Below are 15,953 nucleotides of genomic sequence, written 5' to 3' on the forward strand. Positions count from 1 at the left end.
CTCTCTGATGGGCAAGGGCTTTCAAAAAACAGACAAGTTACTGCAATTGGTGCATGTCCTCCACTTCCCGAATGAATGGAACTTGTGCTGGATTTATTTTTTTTATTGCTTGTTCAACCGTAAACCATTCCCAGCGGTCAACTTCAGGTACTTGCATAAGCTTGCCTGATCTCGGGGGCCATTCGAGCGTAAAGCTATTGCTTTGAAGTTTATCCATGTTGACATCCCCCTTTACCGCCCACGCCTGCACTTCTTTTCCTCCCTTTTGACGAATCGGAGATAGGATGCAAAATTCACCCGCAATGGATTGACCTGTCTCTTCTTCAAATTCACATCGGGCACGCTGAAGAGGATCTTCGCCCACATCTAATTCTCCCTTCGGGATAGACCAAGCTCCGGTGTCTTTATGTTTCCAAAACGGGCCACCGGGATGCACTAAAAAATAGAAACGGACACCGTCTTTTTCTTTGAATAACAAAATGCCTGCGCTTACTTTCATAAAGCTGATCATGAGTTAAAATGGAACATATTACAACAAGAAACAATTCATAGACCGCGCCTGTTTCGTGTTCTATCGACAATCCCTAGGGAATACCATGGTAACTTTTGTTCCTTTATGCAATTCACTGCAGAGGGAGATATGTCCTCCTAATCGGTCCATAATTCGCCTAACTAACCCCAATCCCACACCCGTACCGTCAAAAGTTGTGGCATTGGAGGCCCGAACGAAAAGGTCAAACACATGTGGAAGATGCTCCGATGGAATTCCAATCCCATTATCTTCTACTTGGTACGTAACCCAGTTCTCGTCCTGTACGCTATCTATGGCGATCTGTGGAGCTTGATGTGCCGAGGTATATTTGACGGCATTACCGATGACGTTCAGAAAAATTTGATATAATACACTTTTTTCACCGCAAATCGCATGTAACTTGCCCAGTTGGAATACACAGTTTGGATTGTTATGTACCAGTTGTGCTTCCTGGCAAAGACTGCGTATTGTTGAGGCCATTGGGGTCGGCTCTTTGGCGTATTCATACGTCTTGCTTTGACATAACTGCACGGCGTTTTGAACTAAGTTTTCGATGTCGGCAATTCCTTTTAATAGGGTTTCTCCCCATTTTTGCTGTTGTTCTGCAGAGACATCCTTTTTTTCCACCATGTATTGTACACCCATTTTTACAATGGATAATGGGTTTTTGAGATCATGTGACAAGGTGAAGGTGAGCATCTCTAATTCATTATTGAGCGAGATCAGCTCATCATGTAAGCGATCGTTCTCTTTCGATTTGTTCACAATGGTCTCGTTGATCAAGTTGTGCACGCTCAATGCATAACTAATGTCGTGTTCGTCCCAAGGTATCGCGGTGTTTCGTACGGTGCGTTCCCAAATGACAAAAGAGGGTACAGCCTCGCCCCATTCTGAACGGGGCACCGAGCTACGGGCATCTTGTTGATCAATTTGTAAAACCCGGTTTACAGATTCTTTCCGGAACCACACGAGGTAATGGTCGTCCATATCGTTGAGCTGTAGCACCATTAAACCCGCGAAGGGAATAGCGCTACTGATTTCTAGAGCCCGCTTCTCCCGAAAATTATAATCTTTCCAAAGTGGGCGCCTGGTCTGCTGTTTAAAAAGCGTAATGATTTCTTCCAATTGTGCCTCGTTAGGACTTAACCCGAAGGCCACGTTTTCACCTTGGAAATAGATGGCCACGCCATCCGCCCGCGTTAGTTTAGCCAGTGTGTGTATGTTACGGATCAACCCCGCATGAATGGTCTTGCTTTCGGAAAGTGCAGATTTAAGCTCTCGTTCCGCGTGTTTGATGTCTGCTAAATGCTCCAACCGTCGTTGCTTATTTAAGCCCGCTTGTTTGCTTGCCGCATTTTGCACGATGAAACTACATAGCTTTCGCTTTTGAAGATCGATTCTTCGTGATTCGAAATGGTGTGCGATGACGAGCCCCCAAAACCGATTATCGATGATAATCGGTAGGAATAAAGCGGATACGACCTGGATGCTACGCATGTAAAATGCATGCTCGGCCGGAAATTGCTTGAATAAGCACGGCGAGAGATCAATATGTTCGGTAGTCTCGACCATTTGTGTTTCCGCGTCTATATCCGGTGTATAGAGGTAGGCGCGGCCCATATAATGGGCCTGAATATCCGCGGACATATAAGCCTCCGAAAATTCGGTGTGAAGCAATACAGGATAAGGCGCCGTGCATGCCTCCGCGATAACTCGGCTGCCACCGGTTTCGGCGACCTGTAGAATGGCCACCTGGTGAAACCCCAAAAGTTTCTGGATCGAAAAACAAAGTGAACTCCAAGCGTCATATAAATTCTGTTCGAACAGAAAACCAATTTCATTCATTTCCGCGGCAAGTATGGCTTCGTGTTCTTGTTGTTCCCACTCCATATAAAGCCGATTCTGAAAGACATAGATGTTGATATAGTACACCCTATCCCGCAAGTTGTGTAAGATGAGTTTACGCGGTGACTGAAAAGTGGAAATTTCATGAATTGCCGTCAAGATGCGCGTTGCAGCTTCTCCGAAACACCGGCGAACAAAATCAGCTAGGCTTGTACCTGTCTCGTGCACGCGTAGCTGGTCAGTCAATGCCGATACATGTTCGCTGACGGCAATGATCTGAAGATCTAATGTGGAAACTACCAGATGTCCGAACGATTGTATTCGTGTCTGTACCTCCGTATACAGTCCATTATCTGACTTCATAATTTATCATTAGGTTTAGCTAAGTTTTTTCTGCACATATTTAAATATAACGCGCTTTGAACGTGTATATTGTGATGTCGTATGTTTTGTTTTTCATCACATAAAACCATCCATCTGTTTAGGTAGAGGAGTCTGCCTATACCATTCGCCACTACTACCGAAACCTTTAGAAGAACGCGTATAAATATACGGATAACCAGGTGAGAATCGTATTATTTTGCAGACGTAAGCCTGGCGATTTGTACGTGATTGGGTGGAAAAAGTACGCGTTTCTCGATCTAATACAACAGAACAGCGACAACCGGGTCTTTGTTAAAACCGGATGAATAAGTCCAACAGCTGGATTATTCCCGATAAACGCGAAAACGAACAAAACATAAATGGAATATGCTATGAAAAATTCAACACAAATTTTAGCCGGATTGGGCGGCGCATTGGTCCTGAACCTTGTACACGAGTTTGCGCGACATGGTGTGCGTGACGCCCCGCATGTGCAAGAGATCGCTGAACAGGGAATAGATAAGATCGTGGACAAGGCAGGTCTTCCTAAGCCAGAGGGGAACACGCGATATGGAATTGCACTGGCGGGGGATATCGTGGCCAACACCGTGTATTATGCCCAGGTTGGATATGGAAAAAATGGATGGACGCGAGGTATTGCACTGGGCCTGATCGGCGGCATAGGGGCGGTACTGCTACCCGAAAAGTTAGGATTTGATGATCGTCCGGTTTCCAAAACTACCACAACAAAAATCCTAACGATCGTCTGGTATACACTCGGAGGTATTACGGCGGCGGCTTTGAATCATGCGTTACGTCGAGAAGCGACTGCTTGACATAATTTATACGTATACCGGACTAATTTATACGGACAATCATAGCGATAAATTACAGAAAAAAAGTTTTAGGGAACCAAGCCGGAGAAACATCGTTCTGATACAAACTAAAAAGAATAGAGTTATGGCACAAATGAAAGAAGGCAATATGCCAAATGCACACTTGCATGAACTATTTATTGATGAGTTAAAAGACATCTTAGGTGCAGAGCGTCAGCTACTTAAGGGATTAAAGAAAATGTCGGCCGCAGCCGGAAGTGAGAAATTGAAAGAAGCGTTCAATACGCATTATCAACAAACCGAAGGACACATCCAGCGGTTGAAAGATGTATTTTCAAGCCTTGGCCTCACTGCGCGTGGCAAAAAATGTAAAGCGATGGAAGGACTGTTGGCCGAAGCCGACGAAATTATCGAAGATTTTCAAGATAGTCCAGAAGTATTGGATGCAGCCTTGATCGCAGCAGCGCAAAAGGTGGAACATTACGAAATTGCCAGTTATGGATGCGTTGTGACGTACGCTAAACTCATGGATCATTCGGAGGCAAAAGAACTTTTGGGCCAAACATTAGCCGAAGAGAAGGAAACGGACGTCTTGCTAACGGAAATTGCCATGAACGAAGCGAATGTAGGCGAAACCGTTTAAATCGTCTCGAAAAGCCAGCAACGTTGTATACATGCTGGCTTTTTTATGGTGCTCCTAGGTATTTACTCAAACGATAAATTATGTTACGTGACGGAAAAAACAAAAGTGTTTGGCAGGAAACGTCCATGTCGGTCTCGAAACCGGCTGAGATTCTGGAAAAATACGATGTACTTATTGTAGGAGCAGGAATTACGGGGCTTACGACTGCCGTAAGGTTGCTTGAAATGGGGAAAACGTGTTTGCTTACAGAAGCCAATCGTGTCGGTTTTGGTACAACTAGCGGCACGTCGGCTCATCTCAATACAGTGCTGGATACGCCGTATACGCAGATTATCAAGCAACATGGTGTTGAGAAAGCCAGACGCGTATTGGAGTCAACACGAGAGGCTATACGCGTCGTGGAAGGGAATGTTGCGCGTTACCACATCGAATGCGATTTGGAACGATGCCACGGAATCATGTATGCCCAAAACGAGAAAGAAAAAGACGAACTCACGCGCATACGCGATGCGATAAAAGAACTTGGGATCCCTTGTGAGGAGATTGAAGGAAATCCACTTAGTGTCCCTTCGCTATACGCTATTCAGTTTCAGGAGCAAGGGCGATTTCATCCCACGAAGTATTTAAAAGGACTTTTAAAGGCGGTTTTAGATCGCGGCGGTCATATTCTCGAGCAGACATTGGTACAACACGTGACGGAAAAGGATGGTGCACGAGTTATTAAAACAGCAGATGGACGCATGTTCGTAGCCGACAACGTCGTGTATGCTACGCATACCCCGCCGGGTATACAACAAATGAGTTTCAGACTGTCGCCATACCGAAGTTACATTCAAGTGTGGGAACTCGTCGAAAATTATGTATTCCCCGACGAAGTAGTGTACGATATGCAAGAACCTTTCCATTACTTTCGGCAAGTTGTAGAAAACGGTAAGACTTATCTCATGGTAGGCGGACAAGATCATAAAACAGCGCATCATCAAAATGAGCAATACAATTTTTTGGAACTCGAGGCATTCGTACGAGGAACACTTCCGGCTAAACAAAAACGATACGAGTGGTCATCTCAATATTACGAAAGTCAGGATAGTTTACCGTTCATTGGGCAATTTCCGGGGCCTGGTCACGACAATGAATACATAGCCACCGGTTTCGGCGGAAATGGTATGATTTTCGGCTCATTGTCTGGTGTTTTGATTGCTGATTTGATTGTGAATAAATCATCTACCTATAGCGACTTATACTCGCCGGCACGCGTAGGCCCTTTATCCAGCATACCGGATCTGCTTCTAGAGAACCTTGACGTGGTTAAGCATTTTATACAAGATCGCTTTACTTGGGAAAAAGTGGAGGGAATGGTTGAATTGGCATGTGGCGAGGGCAAGATAGTAAAGTATGAAGGAGAACGGGTGGGCGTATACAAAGATGAAGAAGGCCATATAACCGCGGTAGATCCGGTATGTCGCCACGCAGCATGTGTGGTCAAGTGGAACAATACAGAACACAGTTGGGATTGTCCCTGCCATGGCGCGCGCTATGCACCTGATGGAAGCTTGTTAAACGGTCCTTCCGTTGCTCCGCTTAAACGATGGGAATTTGACCAGGAAGCGTCTGCGCAAGCTACAGATGATACGTCTTCCGCTAGACGAGATATGAACGAATAAATAAGAAAAAGATATGCAAGCAATGAACTATCGAGGGCCCTTTCGGGTACGTGTCGAGGAAAAACCTATGCCAGAGATCCTGCATCCTACCGACGCCATTGTGCAGGTCACGCGGGCGTGTATCTGCGGTTCGGATCTTCACCTTTACCACGGTATGGTGCCTGATACGCGGGTTGGCAGCACTTTTGGTCACGAATTTATCGGCATTGTACGCGAAATTGGCTCCGCAGTATCGAATATTCAGGTGGGCGACCGTGTGCTGGTTCCGTTTAATATTGCGTGCGGGCAATGTGTGTTTTGCCGGCAGGGACTTTTCGCGAACTGCCACGAGTCGAATTCCATGTCGACAGCAGTAGGTGGCATCTTTGGATATTCCCATGTGGCTGGCGGATTCGACGGGGGACAAGCGGAGTACGTACGCGTCCCGTATGCGCACATTGGGCCAGTAGTCATACCAGAAGATATGCATGAGGAGGATGCGCTATTGCTAACGGATGTCCTTCCGACAGGGTACCAGGCGGCCGAAATGGGAGGCATTAAGGTAGGGGACACGGTGGTGGTCTTTGGAGCAGGACCTATCGGAATTATGGCTGCGCGATGTGCTTGGCTTTTCGGAGCCGGCCGAGTAATCGTCATTGATCATTTGGAGTATCGCTTGGAATTTGCGAGAAAATATGCCCCTTGCGAAGCATACAATTTTCGTTCGATGGACGATCCCGTACTGTTCATTAAACGGCTGACCGATTGGCTTGGTGCTGATGTTTGTATTGACGCGGTGGGCTCGGAAGCGTGTGGAAATGCGTTGCAAACCATAACAGGCAAAAAACTGATGCTACAAGCAGGTTCCGCCACAGCACTGCACTGGGCTATCAACTCCGTCAAAAAAGGAGGGATTGTATCCGTCGTAGGCGTGTACGGCCCTACAGATAATCTGGTTCCGATCGGGAATATTGTCAACAAGGGCATAACCCTTAGAGCGAATCAAACATCCGTAAAGCGTCTACTACCTAAACTGATCAAACACGTACAAAACGGAATCTTACGGCCACGGGATATTGTCACCCATAGGTTTGCGTTGGAAGACATTGCCGAAGCATACCATATCTTCTCGGCGAAGCTCGACGAGTGCATTAAGCCGGTCATTATTCCCCACCGTACTATTTAAATAATTCTATATGGAAAATTTACCAGAAAAATTCATGCATATTAAAGGGTGGGGCGTAGATGCGGATCCGCTCAACGAACCCACCTATCCGATGCGAAATGCAGATGCGGAGGGCACCACGGCCCTTTGGGAGCGGCCGCAGCAGCAGCAGCCGTTTGTTGAAATCCTGCATTCGAATGAGCGCCCTAACTTATCGGCGGTGTTCGGGGATACGCTTCCGCCCCAAGGTCTCAGCGGCCATATCAGGCGCTTTGCTTTTCAGCACAGCGAATCTCGCTACCGGCATTGGTTACCGCTCTTGTTTGCCGATCGCATCAACGAACTTGAAGGACTGATAGACGATATACAGCGTGGAAAATGGCCAAATATTTTTCGCGAACGGGGATGGAAGGCACGGTGGAAATATCAAAAAAAAGACACCGTTGTTAAGGCGGCGGGAATCTTAATTGTATTGGTCTGCATCTCGCTATATCGAAAAAAAACGACATAGCAAGATGACTGTAATCCGCGCGAGCGGTGCCTTATCGTTTTATGTATCATCTAAGGGTTGAGGAGAACCTTCCAGCGAGATCCCCTCCGAGCTGCAGAAGACTGCTCCTGATTGGGCAGATAGGAGTACGGTTCGCTGACTTTCGTCGGGTGTTATGGAGTGACCTCCCCATTTTTCTGCAGCGCTATCCCATATTTTTCGCCAAGAGCCAGCTCCACGAATCGAGACATGCTGTGATATGTTTCTGAAGTTCAGTAAACACAGGAGCGTTTCATGTTTTTTTACGATATACAACGCGATGATCTGAGCGTCAGGATAGCTATCCACATGGATGTCCTCTCGCCGGAAGGAGGTGGAAAGCAAAACGGATTTTCGGAAAGCGATGAGTGCTTGATAATAGGCGAACATATGCTGGTGTCGCGGAATGTCTAGTTCGTCCCACACGAGTATGGAACGTCTAAATGTTTCTTCGTCCTGCGGATCAGGTATTTCGCCGGTCTGCTGAAACGCCTTAAATTCTTTTTTTCGACCCGAGCGCACTGCTTCAATCAATGCACTGTCACTGTGACTGACAAAATATAGAAAAGGGGACGTAGCACCCCATTCTTCGCCCATAAATAATAAAGGTGTGAACGGACTAAAAAGTACCGTCATCGCCATCAACTTTTGCAATGCGGAAGTATACAAATGACTGCTCCGTTCGCCTAACATGCGATTGCCAACTTGATCGTGATTTTGGGAGAAAACGACAAACCGCTCTCCGGCGATACCCGTAGCACGACTTCCGAAAAACTTTTTACGGTGAGGAGAAAAGCAACCGTCAAATACATAAGCATCCTGAAGAGCCTTGGCTAGCGATGCGATGGGCGTGAATTCGCTATAATAACCTTTAGGCTCTTCGCCTACCGACACACGTAAAGCATGGTGGAATTCGTCTAGCCACTGTCCATCCAGCGCCAACCCATTTCGGCCCAAGGGTTCCAGATACCGACGATCATTCAGGTCGCACTCACCAATGAGGTAATACGTACGTCCCGTTTGTATCATCAAGTGGTCAACCGTATGACGGATGTCCTGAAGGATATGCGAAGCACTTGCATCTTTGATAGCATGGACAGCGTCCAGGCGCAACCCGTCAACATGGAAGTCCTGTAACCACATGCAGACGTTGCTACAAACGAAATCGCGCATACCCATGCTCCACGCGTCATCGTAGTTGAGCGCTGCTCCCCACGGCGTGTGGTACTTGTCCGTGAAGTATGGTCCGAATGCCGGGAAATGGTTGCCTTCGGGGCCTACATGGTTGTATACGACGTCCACGATAACTGCGATACCCTGCGCGTGGCAGGCATCCACTAAGTGTTGAAAGGCACGGGCGCCTCCATAGCTCTCTTGTACAGCAAATGGGTAAACACCGTCATATCCCCAGTTACGAGCGCCAGGAAATTGCGCGATAGGCATAATCTCTATGGCATTGATACCTAAAGATTGGAGATACGGCAGCTTAGACAGGACTCCCTCGAAATCACCTTGTCTTGTAAATGTTCCTACGTGGAGTTCGTAGATAATAAGTTCTCGGAGACTGGGTGCTTCGAAACCGTGGTCGGTCCACGCGTATTCGAGGTCGACAGCGGCGGAAATGCCATGTACACCGTCCGGCTGTGATCGAGACGCTGGGTCAGGAAGATCGACGCCATCCACGTGGAAGTGATAATGTTGACCTGGAATGATATCTTGGGTATCCGAACACCAGTAGCCATAACGATCCTGTTCGAGTAGGATGTAACGTTCAGGCGAATAGGTATGCAAAGCCACGGATGTGGCAAAGGGAGCCCAGACGCAAATATGTGCATCATGTTGGGTAAAACTGATGCCTACCTGTTCATATCGACGTGGATCATTCATACTTGCCCTCCATAAGTACGACGATACTGCGTGCATCGACCTCGACTACTACCGAAGCGGGGAACTGTTCCTGCGGTTCGACGTTGCTGTGGTTTGTATCCAGTATTTTGGTCCATTTTTTTCCGTATTTCTCGTCCGGAAGCGTAAACTTTATAGGCTCCCAATACGCATTAAATAGTAAATAGAAACTGTGGTCAACTGTTTTTGTGCCATCGTCTTGAAGTGAACGAATCCCTTTGCCATTTAGAAATACCGCCAACGAGCGTGCGAAGTCGTTCTGCCAATGGCTATCCTCCATTTCTACGCCGTCCGGAAGGAACCAGGCGATATCCTCCAATCCTATGCCTTTGATCGGAATGCCCTGAAACCATTTCCGCCGACAGAAAATCGGATGTGCTTTACGAAGTTTGATCAACTGCTGGGTAAAGTGCAAGAGGGTGTGGTCTTGCGCGCTCCAATCAAACCAAGACAACTCGTTGTCTTGACAATACGCGTTATTGTTACCTTGCTGCGTACGACCGCATTCGTCGCCTGCGACAAGCATTGGAACGCCTTGTGAAAGGAAGAGGGTTGTCAACAGATTTCTTTTTTGTTTTGCTCGAAGATGAATAATGTCTTCATCATCGGTAGGACCTTCAGCACCACAATTCCATGATCGATTATGGCTCTCCCCATCTTGATTATCTTCTCCGTTCGCTTCATTATGTTTTTCGTTGTACGACACCAGATCATGTAACGTGAACCCATCGTGTGCAGTGACAAAATTAATACTGGCCGCAGGTGTTCGATAATCGTCCTGATAGAGGTCTGAGGATCCCATGAGGCGATCCGCAAATTCTCCGAGCATGCTGTCCGCACCAATCCAGAAATCCCGGATACAGTCTCTATATTTTCCATTCCATTCGGCCCAGCCAGGAGGAAATTCGCCAACTTGATAACCGCCTTCGCCGATATCCCAAGGTTCAGCGATCAGTTTCACCTGCGATATCACTGGATCTTGATGGATCACATCAAAGAACGAACTCAGTTTGTCCACGTCGTGTAATTCGCGCGCCAATGCGCTGGCGAGATCAAAACGGAATCCATCGACATGCATTTCCTGTATCCAATAGCGTAGGCTGTCCATAATCAGTCTTAGCACATTCGGTAATCGAGCATTCAACGTATTCCCTGTTCCAGTAAAGTCCATGTAGTACCGCGGCTCGTCCGCTAATCGATAATAGGATGAATTGTCAATGCCACGAAAAGAAAGAGTAGGTCCCATTTCATTTCCTTCGCCCGTATGGTTGTAAACGACGTCGAGTATCACCTCGATACCGGCTTGATGGAGTGCTTTAACCATTTCTTTAAATTCAACCACTTGCTCTCCGCGGGTATAAGCCGTAGCGTAACGTACATCCGGAGCAAAAAAGCCGATCGTGTTATACCCCCAATAGTTCGTTAGTCCTTTATCACTTAAATGGCGATCCGTAATAAAATGCTGAACAGGCATTAACTCGATCGCGGTAATACCAAGATTTTTTAAATAATCAATCGTGATCGGATGTCCAATAGCAGCATACTTCCCCCTGATCTCCTCGGGAATATCAGGATGCGTTACCGTAAAACCCTTGACGTGCGTTTCGTAAATGATACTTTTATGCATAGGGATACGGAGAGGCTGATCTCCCTCCCAAGAGAAAGTGTCGTCGATGACAATACATTTCGGCATATATGGCGCACTATCAGATTCGCTGAAACTGAGGTCTTGGTCGGCATGACCAATGTCGTATCCGAATAATGCATCATTCCATTGTAAGGTGCCCGATATTGCCTTTGCATATGGATCGACGAGTAGCTTATGTGGGTTAAACCGTAAGCCTTGAGCGGGATCGTATGCACCATGGACCCGATACCCATATAGTTGTCCAGGACGTAGTCCGGCCACATACACATGCCAAACTTGATGTGTCCGTTCGGTGAGTCGTATCGTAGTTGATTTGGTCACATCTTCGGGGGTATCGAATAAACACAATTCTACAGCGTCTGCATGTTCGGCGTAGAGCGAAAAATTAACACCTTCCCCATCGAAGGTTGCGCCTAAGGGATACGGAGACCCCGTAAATGTTTGTATCTTCATGGTAATTGTTTGTCGTTAACGTAAGGTTGGGTATATTCGCCAAAAGAACAACGATATGTACCCTTATGTTTTGGCAAAAAACTTTTTTGTAAGGGCGTACATCTGACTGCAAATTTCCCGCCGATAAATGGATATTTTTCCTGTTTTAAACAATTTAGCGGTTGAAGAGATACGCATACGTCCGTAACATACGTTGTTGTTGTTTTGTAAATGCCTTGGGCGGCATGCGCCAAGTCCAATTCCCCGTAGTGCTAGCCGGCGTATTCATTCGGTGCTTCGCTCCCAAACTCATGACATCTTGCATAGGGATAACAACGCGATCGGCCGTTGATGCATAAGCCAGGCGAATGAGTGCATCACTAACGTTCGTTGCGCTGATGGGGTGGCCTATGTAAGCGTGTAGGCGATTTTTAGATGCTTCATCCAATGTCTCATACCAACCTCGCGTGGTATTGTTATCGTGCGTGCCCGTATAGACAATAACATTTGTCCCAAACTGATGTGGAATATTTGGAGACGACGGCATGTCTGCACCGAACGCAAATTGCAGCACCTTCATTCCAGGGAAGCCATAGCGATCGCGCAGTGTACAAACGGCGTCGTCGATATCCCCTAAATCTTCCGCAACGAATGGAAGTGTCCCCAGTTCAGATCGTATCCTGTCGAAAAGATCGGCTCCTGGGCCTTTTTGCCAACTACCATCTTGCGCTGTCGCGGCGTCTTCCGGAATCTCCCAATACGCGGAAAATCCCCGGAAATGATCTAGTCGAACTTCATCAAACAATCGGCAATTAAGGCGCATTCGATCTACCCACCACCGGTAGCCCGTGACGCGTAATGAATGCCAATTGAAGACCGGCATTCCCCAAAGTTGCCCCTCGGGCTCGAAGTAGTCGGGCGGTACGCCAGCGACCTTGCGAAGTTTTCCGTCTCTCCGAATTGAGAAAATAGATCGATGGGCCCATACATCGACGGAATCGTGACTGACATAGATGGGGACGTCACCGAGAACATGTATGCCCATAGCCTGACAATAACGATGTAAGGCACGCCATTGGCTGAAGAAAACATATTGAAGCCACTTTTGTTTACGAATTTGCAGCGCGTACGTTTTTTTCAACCGCTTGAGGACAGTATGATTTCGGTTTTTTATGGCGAGAGGCCACCTGTACCAAGGCGAATCGGGATACACTAAGCGAAGTACCGCAAAGAGCGCGAAGTCGTCGAGCCAACTCTCTTCTGTCTCGCAAAATTTTTCGAATGCAGGCATACGATGCTTTTGTGCCCGGTCAAATGCGCGGTCTAATAGTGTCCATTTATCGGCCTCTGCGCGCTGATAGTCTATTTGGTCTGTTTGCCTACACCGGATGGGCTGTAGATCTGCCGGCTCCAGGAGCCCCGCTTGAACCAGGTTTTCCAAATCGATGAACAATGGGTTGCCTCCCATGGCGCTCCACGTGCTGTATGGAGAATAGTACTGTTCACGGGATAAAGGACCGAGCGGCAAGATTTGCCACCAACGTTGACCGCTGGCCGCCAAGCGATCAACGAATTGATAAGCACCTTTTCCGAAATCCCCAATGCCGAATGCCGACGGCAACGAACTGATCGGTAGGAGGAGTCCGGCCTCTCGTTTTGGTCTCGTCAAATAAAGATGTACGGCGGCACAGGGGAGTTCTGTAAAGAGGTCCGCAATCCGGATCTCTGGTCCTTGACCGACGCCCTTGCAGAGAAGATTCTTCCAGTTATCGAACGGTAGGTCGTTCACGACAATACGTGTATCTTCCCAATCAAACTCCTGAAACGTCGAGGGATCCCATTGTTCTAGAACGCCCACGTGAAGCGGAATCACCGTAAGGATCATCTGCTCTGCCAACCGTCGACCAAAAGCGAAGATATGCCGCCGGTACACACCCTCAACCTGCACTTCCACATAAGCACCTTCTGCAAATAGCGATGCAAAATCTTTTCGCATATGGGCAAGCTGACGTGTCAACCATAATTTAATGATGCCGGAATAACGATCCTGCCATAATTTGGACACCTGCACAGGGGACCCGGAAAAACAAGCGTTGAGGTCGTTGTACCGTTCCGCGTAATGGACATCCCTGCGGTTGTCGGGATCCACAAAACTTAGATCCCACAACTCGGTGCCCTGGTAGATGTCCGGAATACCCGGGCACGTGAACTTTAACAGCACCTGCGCCAAGGAATATATGATTCCACCATCTACTGTCGACTGGAAAAAGCGATGAAAGGACGGAAAGAAACGATCGTTTTTGTCCAGTAGAAAATGTGCAAAGTCCGTTAAGACTTCTTCGTAAGCGACGTTTGGATTCGCCCAATCTGAGTGCTCTTTACCCTCTCGAACGTATTTGACCAAGTAATCTACAAGCCTAGGTTCGAAACATTCTTCTTCTGTATGCGGCATGGGGTAGGAGGCGTATAAGGCTTGGAATAAACAGTATATATCATTCCGGTGGGGCAATTCTTTTCCATATGACTCACATATGGTGAGCCAATCGTTGACATGCGCAAACCAACAGGACGAACATCCTGAAAGATAAGCTAACCTGGCTCGGGAATCCTCTCCACGTTTCGTATCATGGGTCGCCGACGCATTCATGGTGTACGGCCAGTTGCGCTGTCTTTTACGCATTTCTCGATGAAACATCTTCCGGCTCATGCCGAAGTTTTTAGGATGATCGCCTACTTCGTTGTGTCCAATAAACCTATTGTACGTATACATAAGCGTGTCTTCCACGCCCTTGGCCATAGCAGGTCCTGTAAATTGCATACACCGTTGCAGGAATACCATCAGATTGTGTTTCAGATCTTCATCGTTGCCATGCTGTGCCATGGCGAAAAGCTTACGCATCCAACTGATCTCTTTGCCAATCGAAGGATGGTTATCCGAAAGGTTATCGAGAACAGACTGAATTAAAAAGTAACTCTTCTTTATCAGAGGAAAATGCGTGTCGTAAATCCGATACACCGGAAAATAAGTAATGAACCCGCCTATCAATTCGCGTACCACCTTCCGCTTTACAGGGCGCTTTCCGAATAAACGCAACGTGAGAAATAACCTACAGAGATTATCCAATTCGCCAGCGAGATGTTCGTGTACAATTCGTGCTTTAGCCTTCACTTGCAAATCGTCGACTGTCGAAGTAATACCGCTTAATTTTTGATAATTTTTCGTCCATTTTTTTTCGTCGGCACGATAGGAGAGCAGGTTGTTACAGAGCGCAAGGAAGTCATATCCCGTTGTACCCTGTATCGGCCATTCCTTCGGTAGTCTTTCGTTCTGTTCCAAAATTTTTTCCACCGCAATATAAGCGTCTGGACCGACCAAGGCCCGCAGTCGACGCAAGTAAGTCGTCGGATCGTAGAGACCGTCGATGTGATCCACCCGAACCCCATCTACGAGCCCCTCTGCCAACAGGGCCTGAATGCACATGTGGACATCGTTAAAGACATGTTCGCGGTGCACGTTCACACAAATAAGACCATTTACAGTAAAAAATCTTCTGAAATTAATTCGTTCGCTGGTCTCTTGCCAAAAGCAAAGTCGATAGTGCTGTTCATTCAGTAGATTGACCAGTGTACGGTTTTCCCGTTGTAACAACGGCAAGTTCGTGTACACCGTATCGAATAGCTCGTTTTGGTGTAAGAATGTAAACAGCCGATCTCGCAACTGATTCCAGCGGGCCCCATCTCCGCTGTCTTCCACTTCTTTTAGTTGCATTAACGATATAGGCAATCTGGGGAGCGCGTCAGGAACAAGGATTCGTAAAATGGAGATGTAGGTGGTTGGCCGAAGGGGAAATCGCTGCTTCGCGTATTCCAAGTAGAAATGCTCATTATTTAATATAATCGATAATGCTCCACTGTTTAATGCCTCGTCGAATGACGTCGACAAGAATGGAACCATCAACGGTTCGCTCGTTGATGAGTTTTCACAAAATAGTGTATCAAAATGCCACCGGAATTTCGATGTTTGGCCGTATTGAAGCAGATCCATCAACCAGGCGTTTTCGGTATGGAATGCCATGTGATTCGGCACAATATCCTGCACCCATTTGAGGTCTAGACGGTCACATGCTTTGCGGAGTGTGCGAAAGGATTCCAGCGAACCGATTTCGGGATTGATGGATAGCGGGTCCGTTCCGTCGTAGCCGTGGGTACTTCCGGATACCGCCCGTACGATCGGAGATGCATAAATGGTATCTATTCCAAGCAGGTGTAGGTAAGATAATGTGTTGCTTAAATGATGAAATGTAAACTCCTTATGCAACTGGATGCGATACGTGCAATTCGGTCGATTCATAGATGTCTGGTAAACGAGGTTTCATGTACTATATGAGGAAGAACGTTGACAAGAACATTTG

General features: G+C 47.2%; 10 protein-coding genes. 5 read left to right on the top strand and 5 right to left on the bottom strand.

The features are described from left to right. Positions 1-37: 37 nt before the first annotated feature. Together ACFSR5_RS03640 and ACFSR5_RS03645 are read right to left on the bottom strand one after the other, a co-directional pair. Positions 38-499: an NUDIX hydrolase gene (locus tag ACFSR5_RS03640; protein WP_380900817.1), complete on the bottom strand. Its 462-nt coding sequence runs from the start codon at positions 497-499 to the stop codon at positions 38-40. Between the two features lie 72 nt (positions 500-571). Further along, on the bottom strand, positions 572-2,740 hold the full coding sequence (locus ACFSR5_RS03645; protein WP_380900819.1) for a sensor histidine kinase: 2,169 nt from the start codon (positions 2,738-2,740) through the stop codon (positions 572-574). A 392-nt stretch (positions 2,741-3,132) separates the two neighbouring features. On the opposite strand from ACFSR5_RS03645, the gene ACFSR5_RS03650 reads away from it, so the two are divergent. The 5 genes from ACFSR5_RS03650 to ACFSR5_RS03670 all read left to right on the top strand — a co-directional run bounded on the left by ACFSR5_RS03650 (position 3,133) and on the right by ACFSR5_RS03670 (position 7,538). After that, entirely contained in the window at positions 3,133-3,576 is a 444-nt protein-coding gene (locus tag ACFSR5_RS03650) for a hypothetical protein (protein WP_380900821.1), read from the top strand. Between the two features lie 124 nt (positions 3,577-3,700). Then, entirely contained in the window at positions 3,701-4,219 is a 519-nt protein-coding gene (locus tag ACFSR5_RS03655) for a YciE/YciF ferroxidase family protein (RefSeq protein ID WP_380900823.1), read from the top strand. Between the two features lie 80 nt (positions 4,220-4,299). Beyond that, complete coding sequence (locus ACFSR5_RS03660; protein ID WP_380900825.1) at positions 4,300-5,883, top strand: FAD-dependent oxidoreductase; 1,584 nt, start codon at positions 4,300-4,302, stop codon at positions 5,881-5,883. 22 nt (positions 5,884-5,905) lie between these two features. Next, positions 5,906-7,048 carry a zinc-dependent alcohol dehydrogenase gene (locus ACFSR5_RS03665; RefSeq protein WP_380900827.1) on the top strand — a complete coding sequence of 381 codons (1,143 nt, stop codon included), beginning with the start codon at positions 5,906-5,908 and terminating at the stop codon, positions 7,046-7,048. Between the two features lie 10 nt (positions 7,049-7,058). Next, positions 7,059-7,538, top strand: coding sequence for a hypothetical protein (locus ACFSR5_RS03670; RefSeq protein ID WP_380900829.1), 480 nt, complete (start codon positions 7,059-7,061; stop codon positions 7,536-7,538). A 39-nt stretch (positions 7,539-7,577) separates the two neighbouring features. Here the strand turns inward: ACFSR5_RS03670 and treZ are convergent, their stop codons facing one another. From treZ to treY, 3 genes are all read right to left on the bottom strand, one after another. Beyond that, a complete protein-coding gene (gene treZ, locus ACFSR5_RS03675) occupies positions 7,578-9,443 on the bottom strand; it encodes a malto-oligosyltrehalose trehalohydrolase (RefSeq protein WP_380900831.1) in 1,866 nt (621 codons plus the stop codon). Beyond that, complete coding sequence (gene glgX / locus ACFSR5_RS03680; RefSeq protein ID WP_380900833.1) at positions 9,436-11,562, bottom strand: glycogen debranching protein GlgX; 2,127 nt, start codon at positions 11,560-11,562, stop codon at positions 9,436-9,438. The genes treZ and glgX overlap by 8 nt, the downstream gene beginning before the upstream one ends. A 154-nt stretch (positions 11,563-11,716) precedes the next feature. Further along, positions 11,717-15,892 carry a malto-oligosyltrehalose synthase gene (gene treY / locus ACFSR5_RS03685; protein WP_380900834.1) on the bottom strand — a complete coding sequence of 1,392 codons (4,176 nt, stop codon included), beginning with the start codon at positions 15,890-15,892 and terminating at the stop codon, positions 11,717-11,719. Positions 15,893-15,953: the final 61 nt, after the last annotated feature.

The organism is Sphingobacterium suaedae (assembly GCF_042684625.1).
In the GTDB taxonomy this organism is placed as follows: Bacteria; Bacteroidota; Bacteroidia; order Sphingobacteriales; family Sphingobacteriaceae; genus Sphingobacterium; species Sphingobacterium suaedae.

Excerpts from the sequence above, each read along its gene's own strand:
- treZ (WP_380900831.1), bottom strand. The coding sequence starts at position 9,443 with ATGAATGATCCACGTCGATATGAACAGGTAGGCATCAGTTTTACCCAA.
- ACFSR5_RS03655 (WP_380900823.1), top strand. The coding sequence starts at position 3,701 with ATGGCACAAATGAAAGAAGGCAATATGCCAAATGCACACTTGCATGAA.
- ACFSR5_RS03670 (WP_380900829.1), top strand. The coding sequence starts at position 7,059 with ATGGAAAATTTACCAGAAAAATTCATGCATATTAAAGGGTGGGGCGTA.
- glgX (WP_380900833.1), bottom strand. The coding sequence starts at position 11,562 with ATGAAGATACAAACATTTACGGGGTCTCCGTATCCCTTAGGCGCAACC.
- ACFSR5_RS03650 (WP_380900821.1), top strand. The coding sequence starts at position 3,133 with ATGAAAAATTCAACACAAATTTTAGCCGGATTGGGCGGCGCATTGGTC.
- ACFSR5_RS03665 (WP_380900827.1), top strand. The coding sequence starts at position 5,906 with ATGAACTATCGAGGGCCCTTTCGGGTACGTGTCGAGGAAAAACCTATG.
- ACFSR5_RS03660 (WP_380900825.1), top strand. The coding sequence starts at position 4,300 with ATGTTACGTGACGGAAAAAACAAAAGTGTTTGGCAGGAAACGTCCATG.
- ACFSR5_RS03645 (WP_380900819.1), bottom strand. The coding sequence starts at position 2,740 with ATGAAGTCAGATAATGGACTGTATACGGAGGTACAGACACGAATACAA.
- treY (WP_380900834.1), bottom strand. The coding sequence starts at position 15,892 with ATGAATCGACCGAATTGCACGTATCGCATCCAGTTGCATAAGGAGTTT.
- ACFSR5_RS03640 (WP_380900817.1), bottom strand. The coding sequence starts at position 499 with ATGAAAGTAAGCGCAGGCATTTTGTTATTCAAAGAAAAAGACGGTGTC.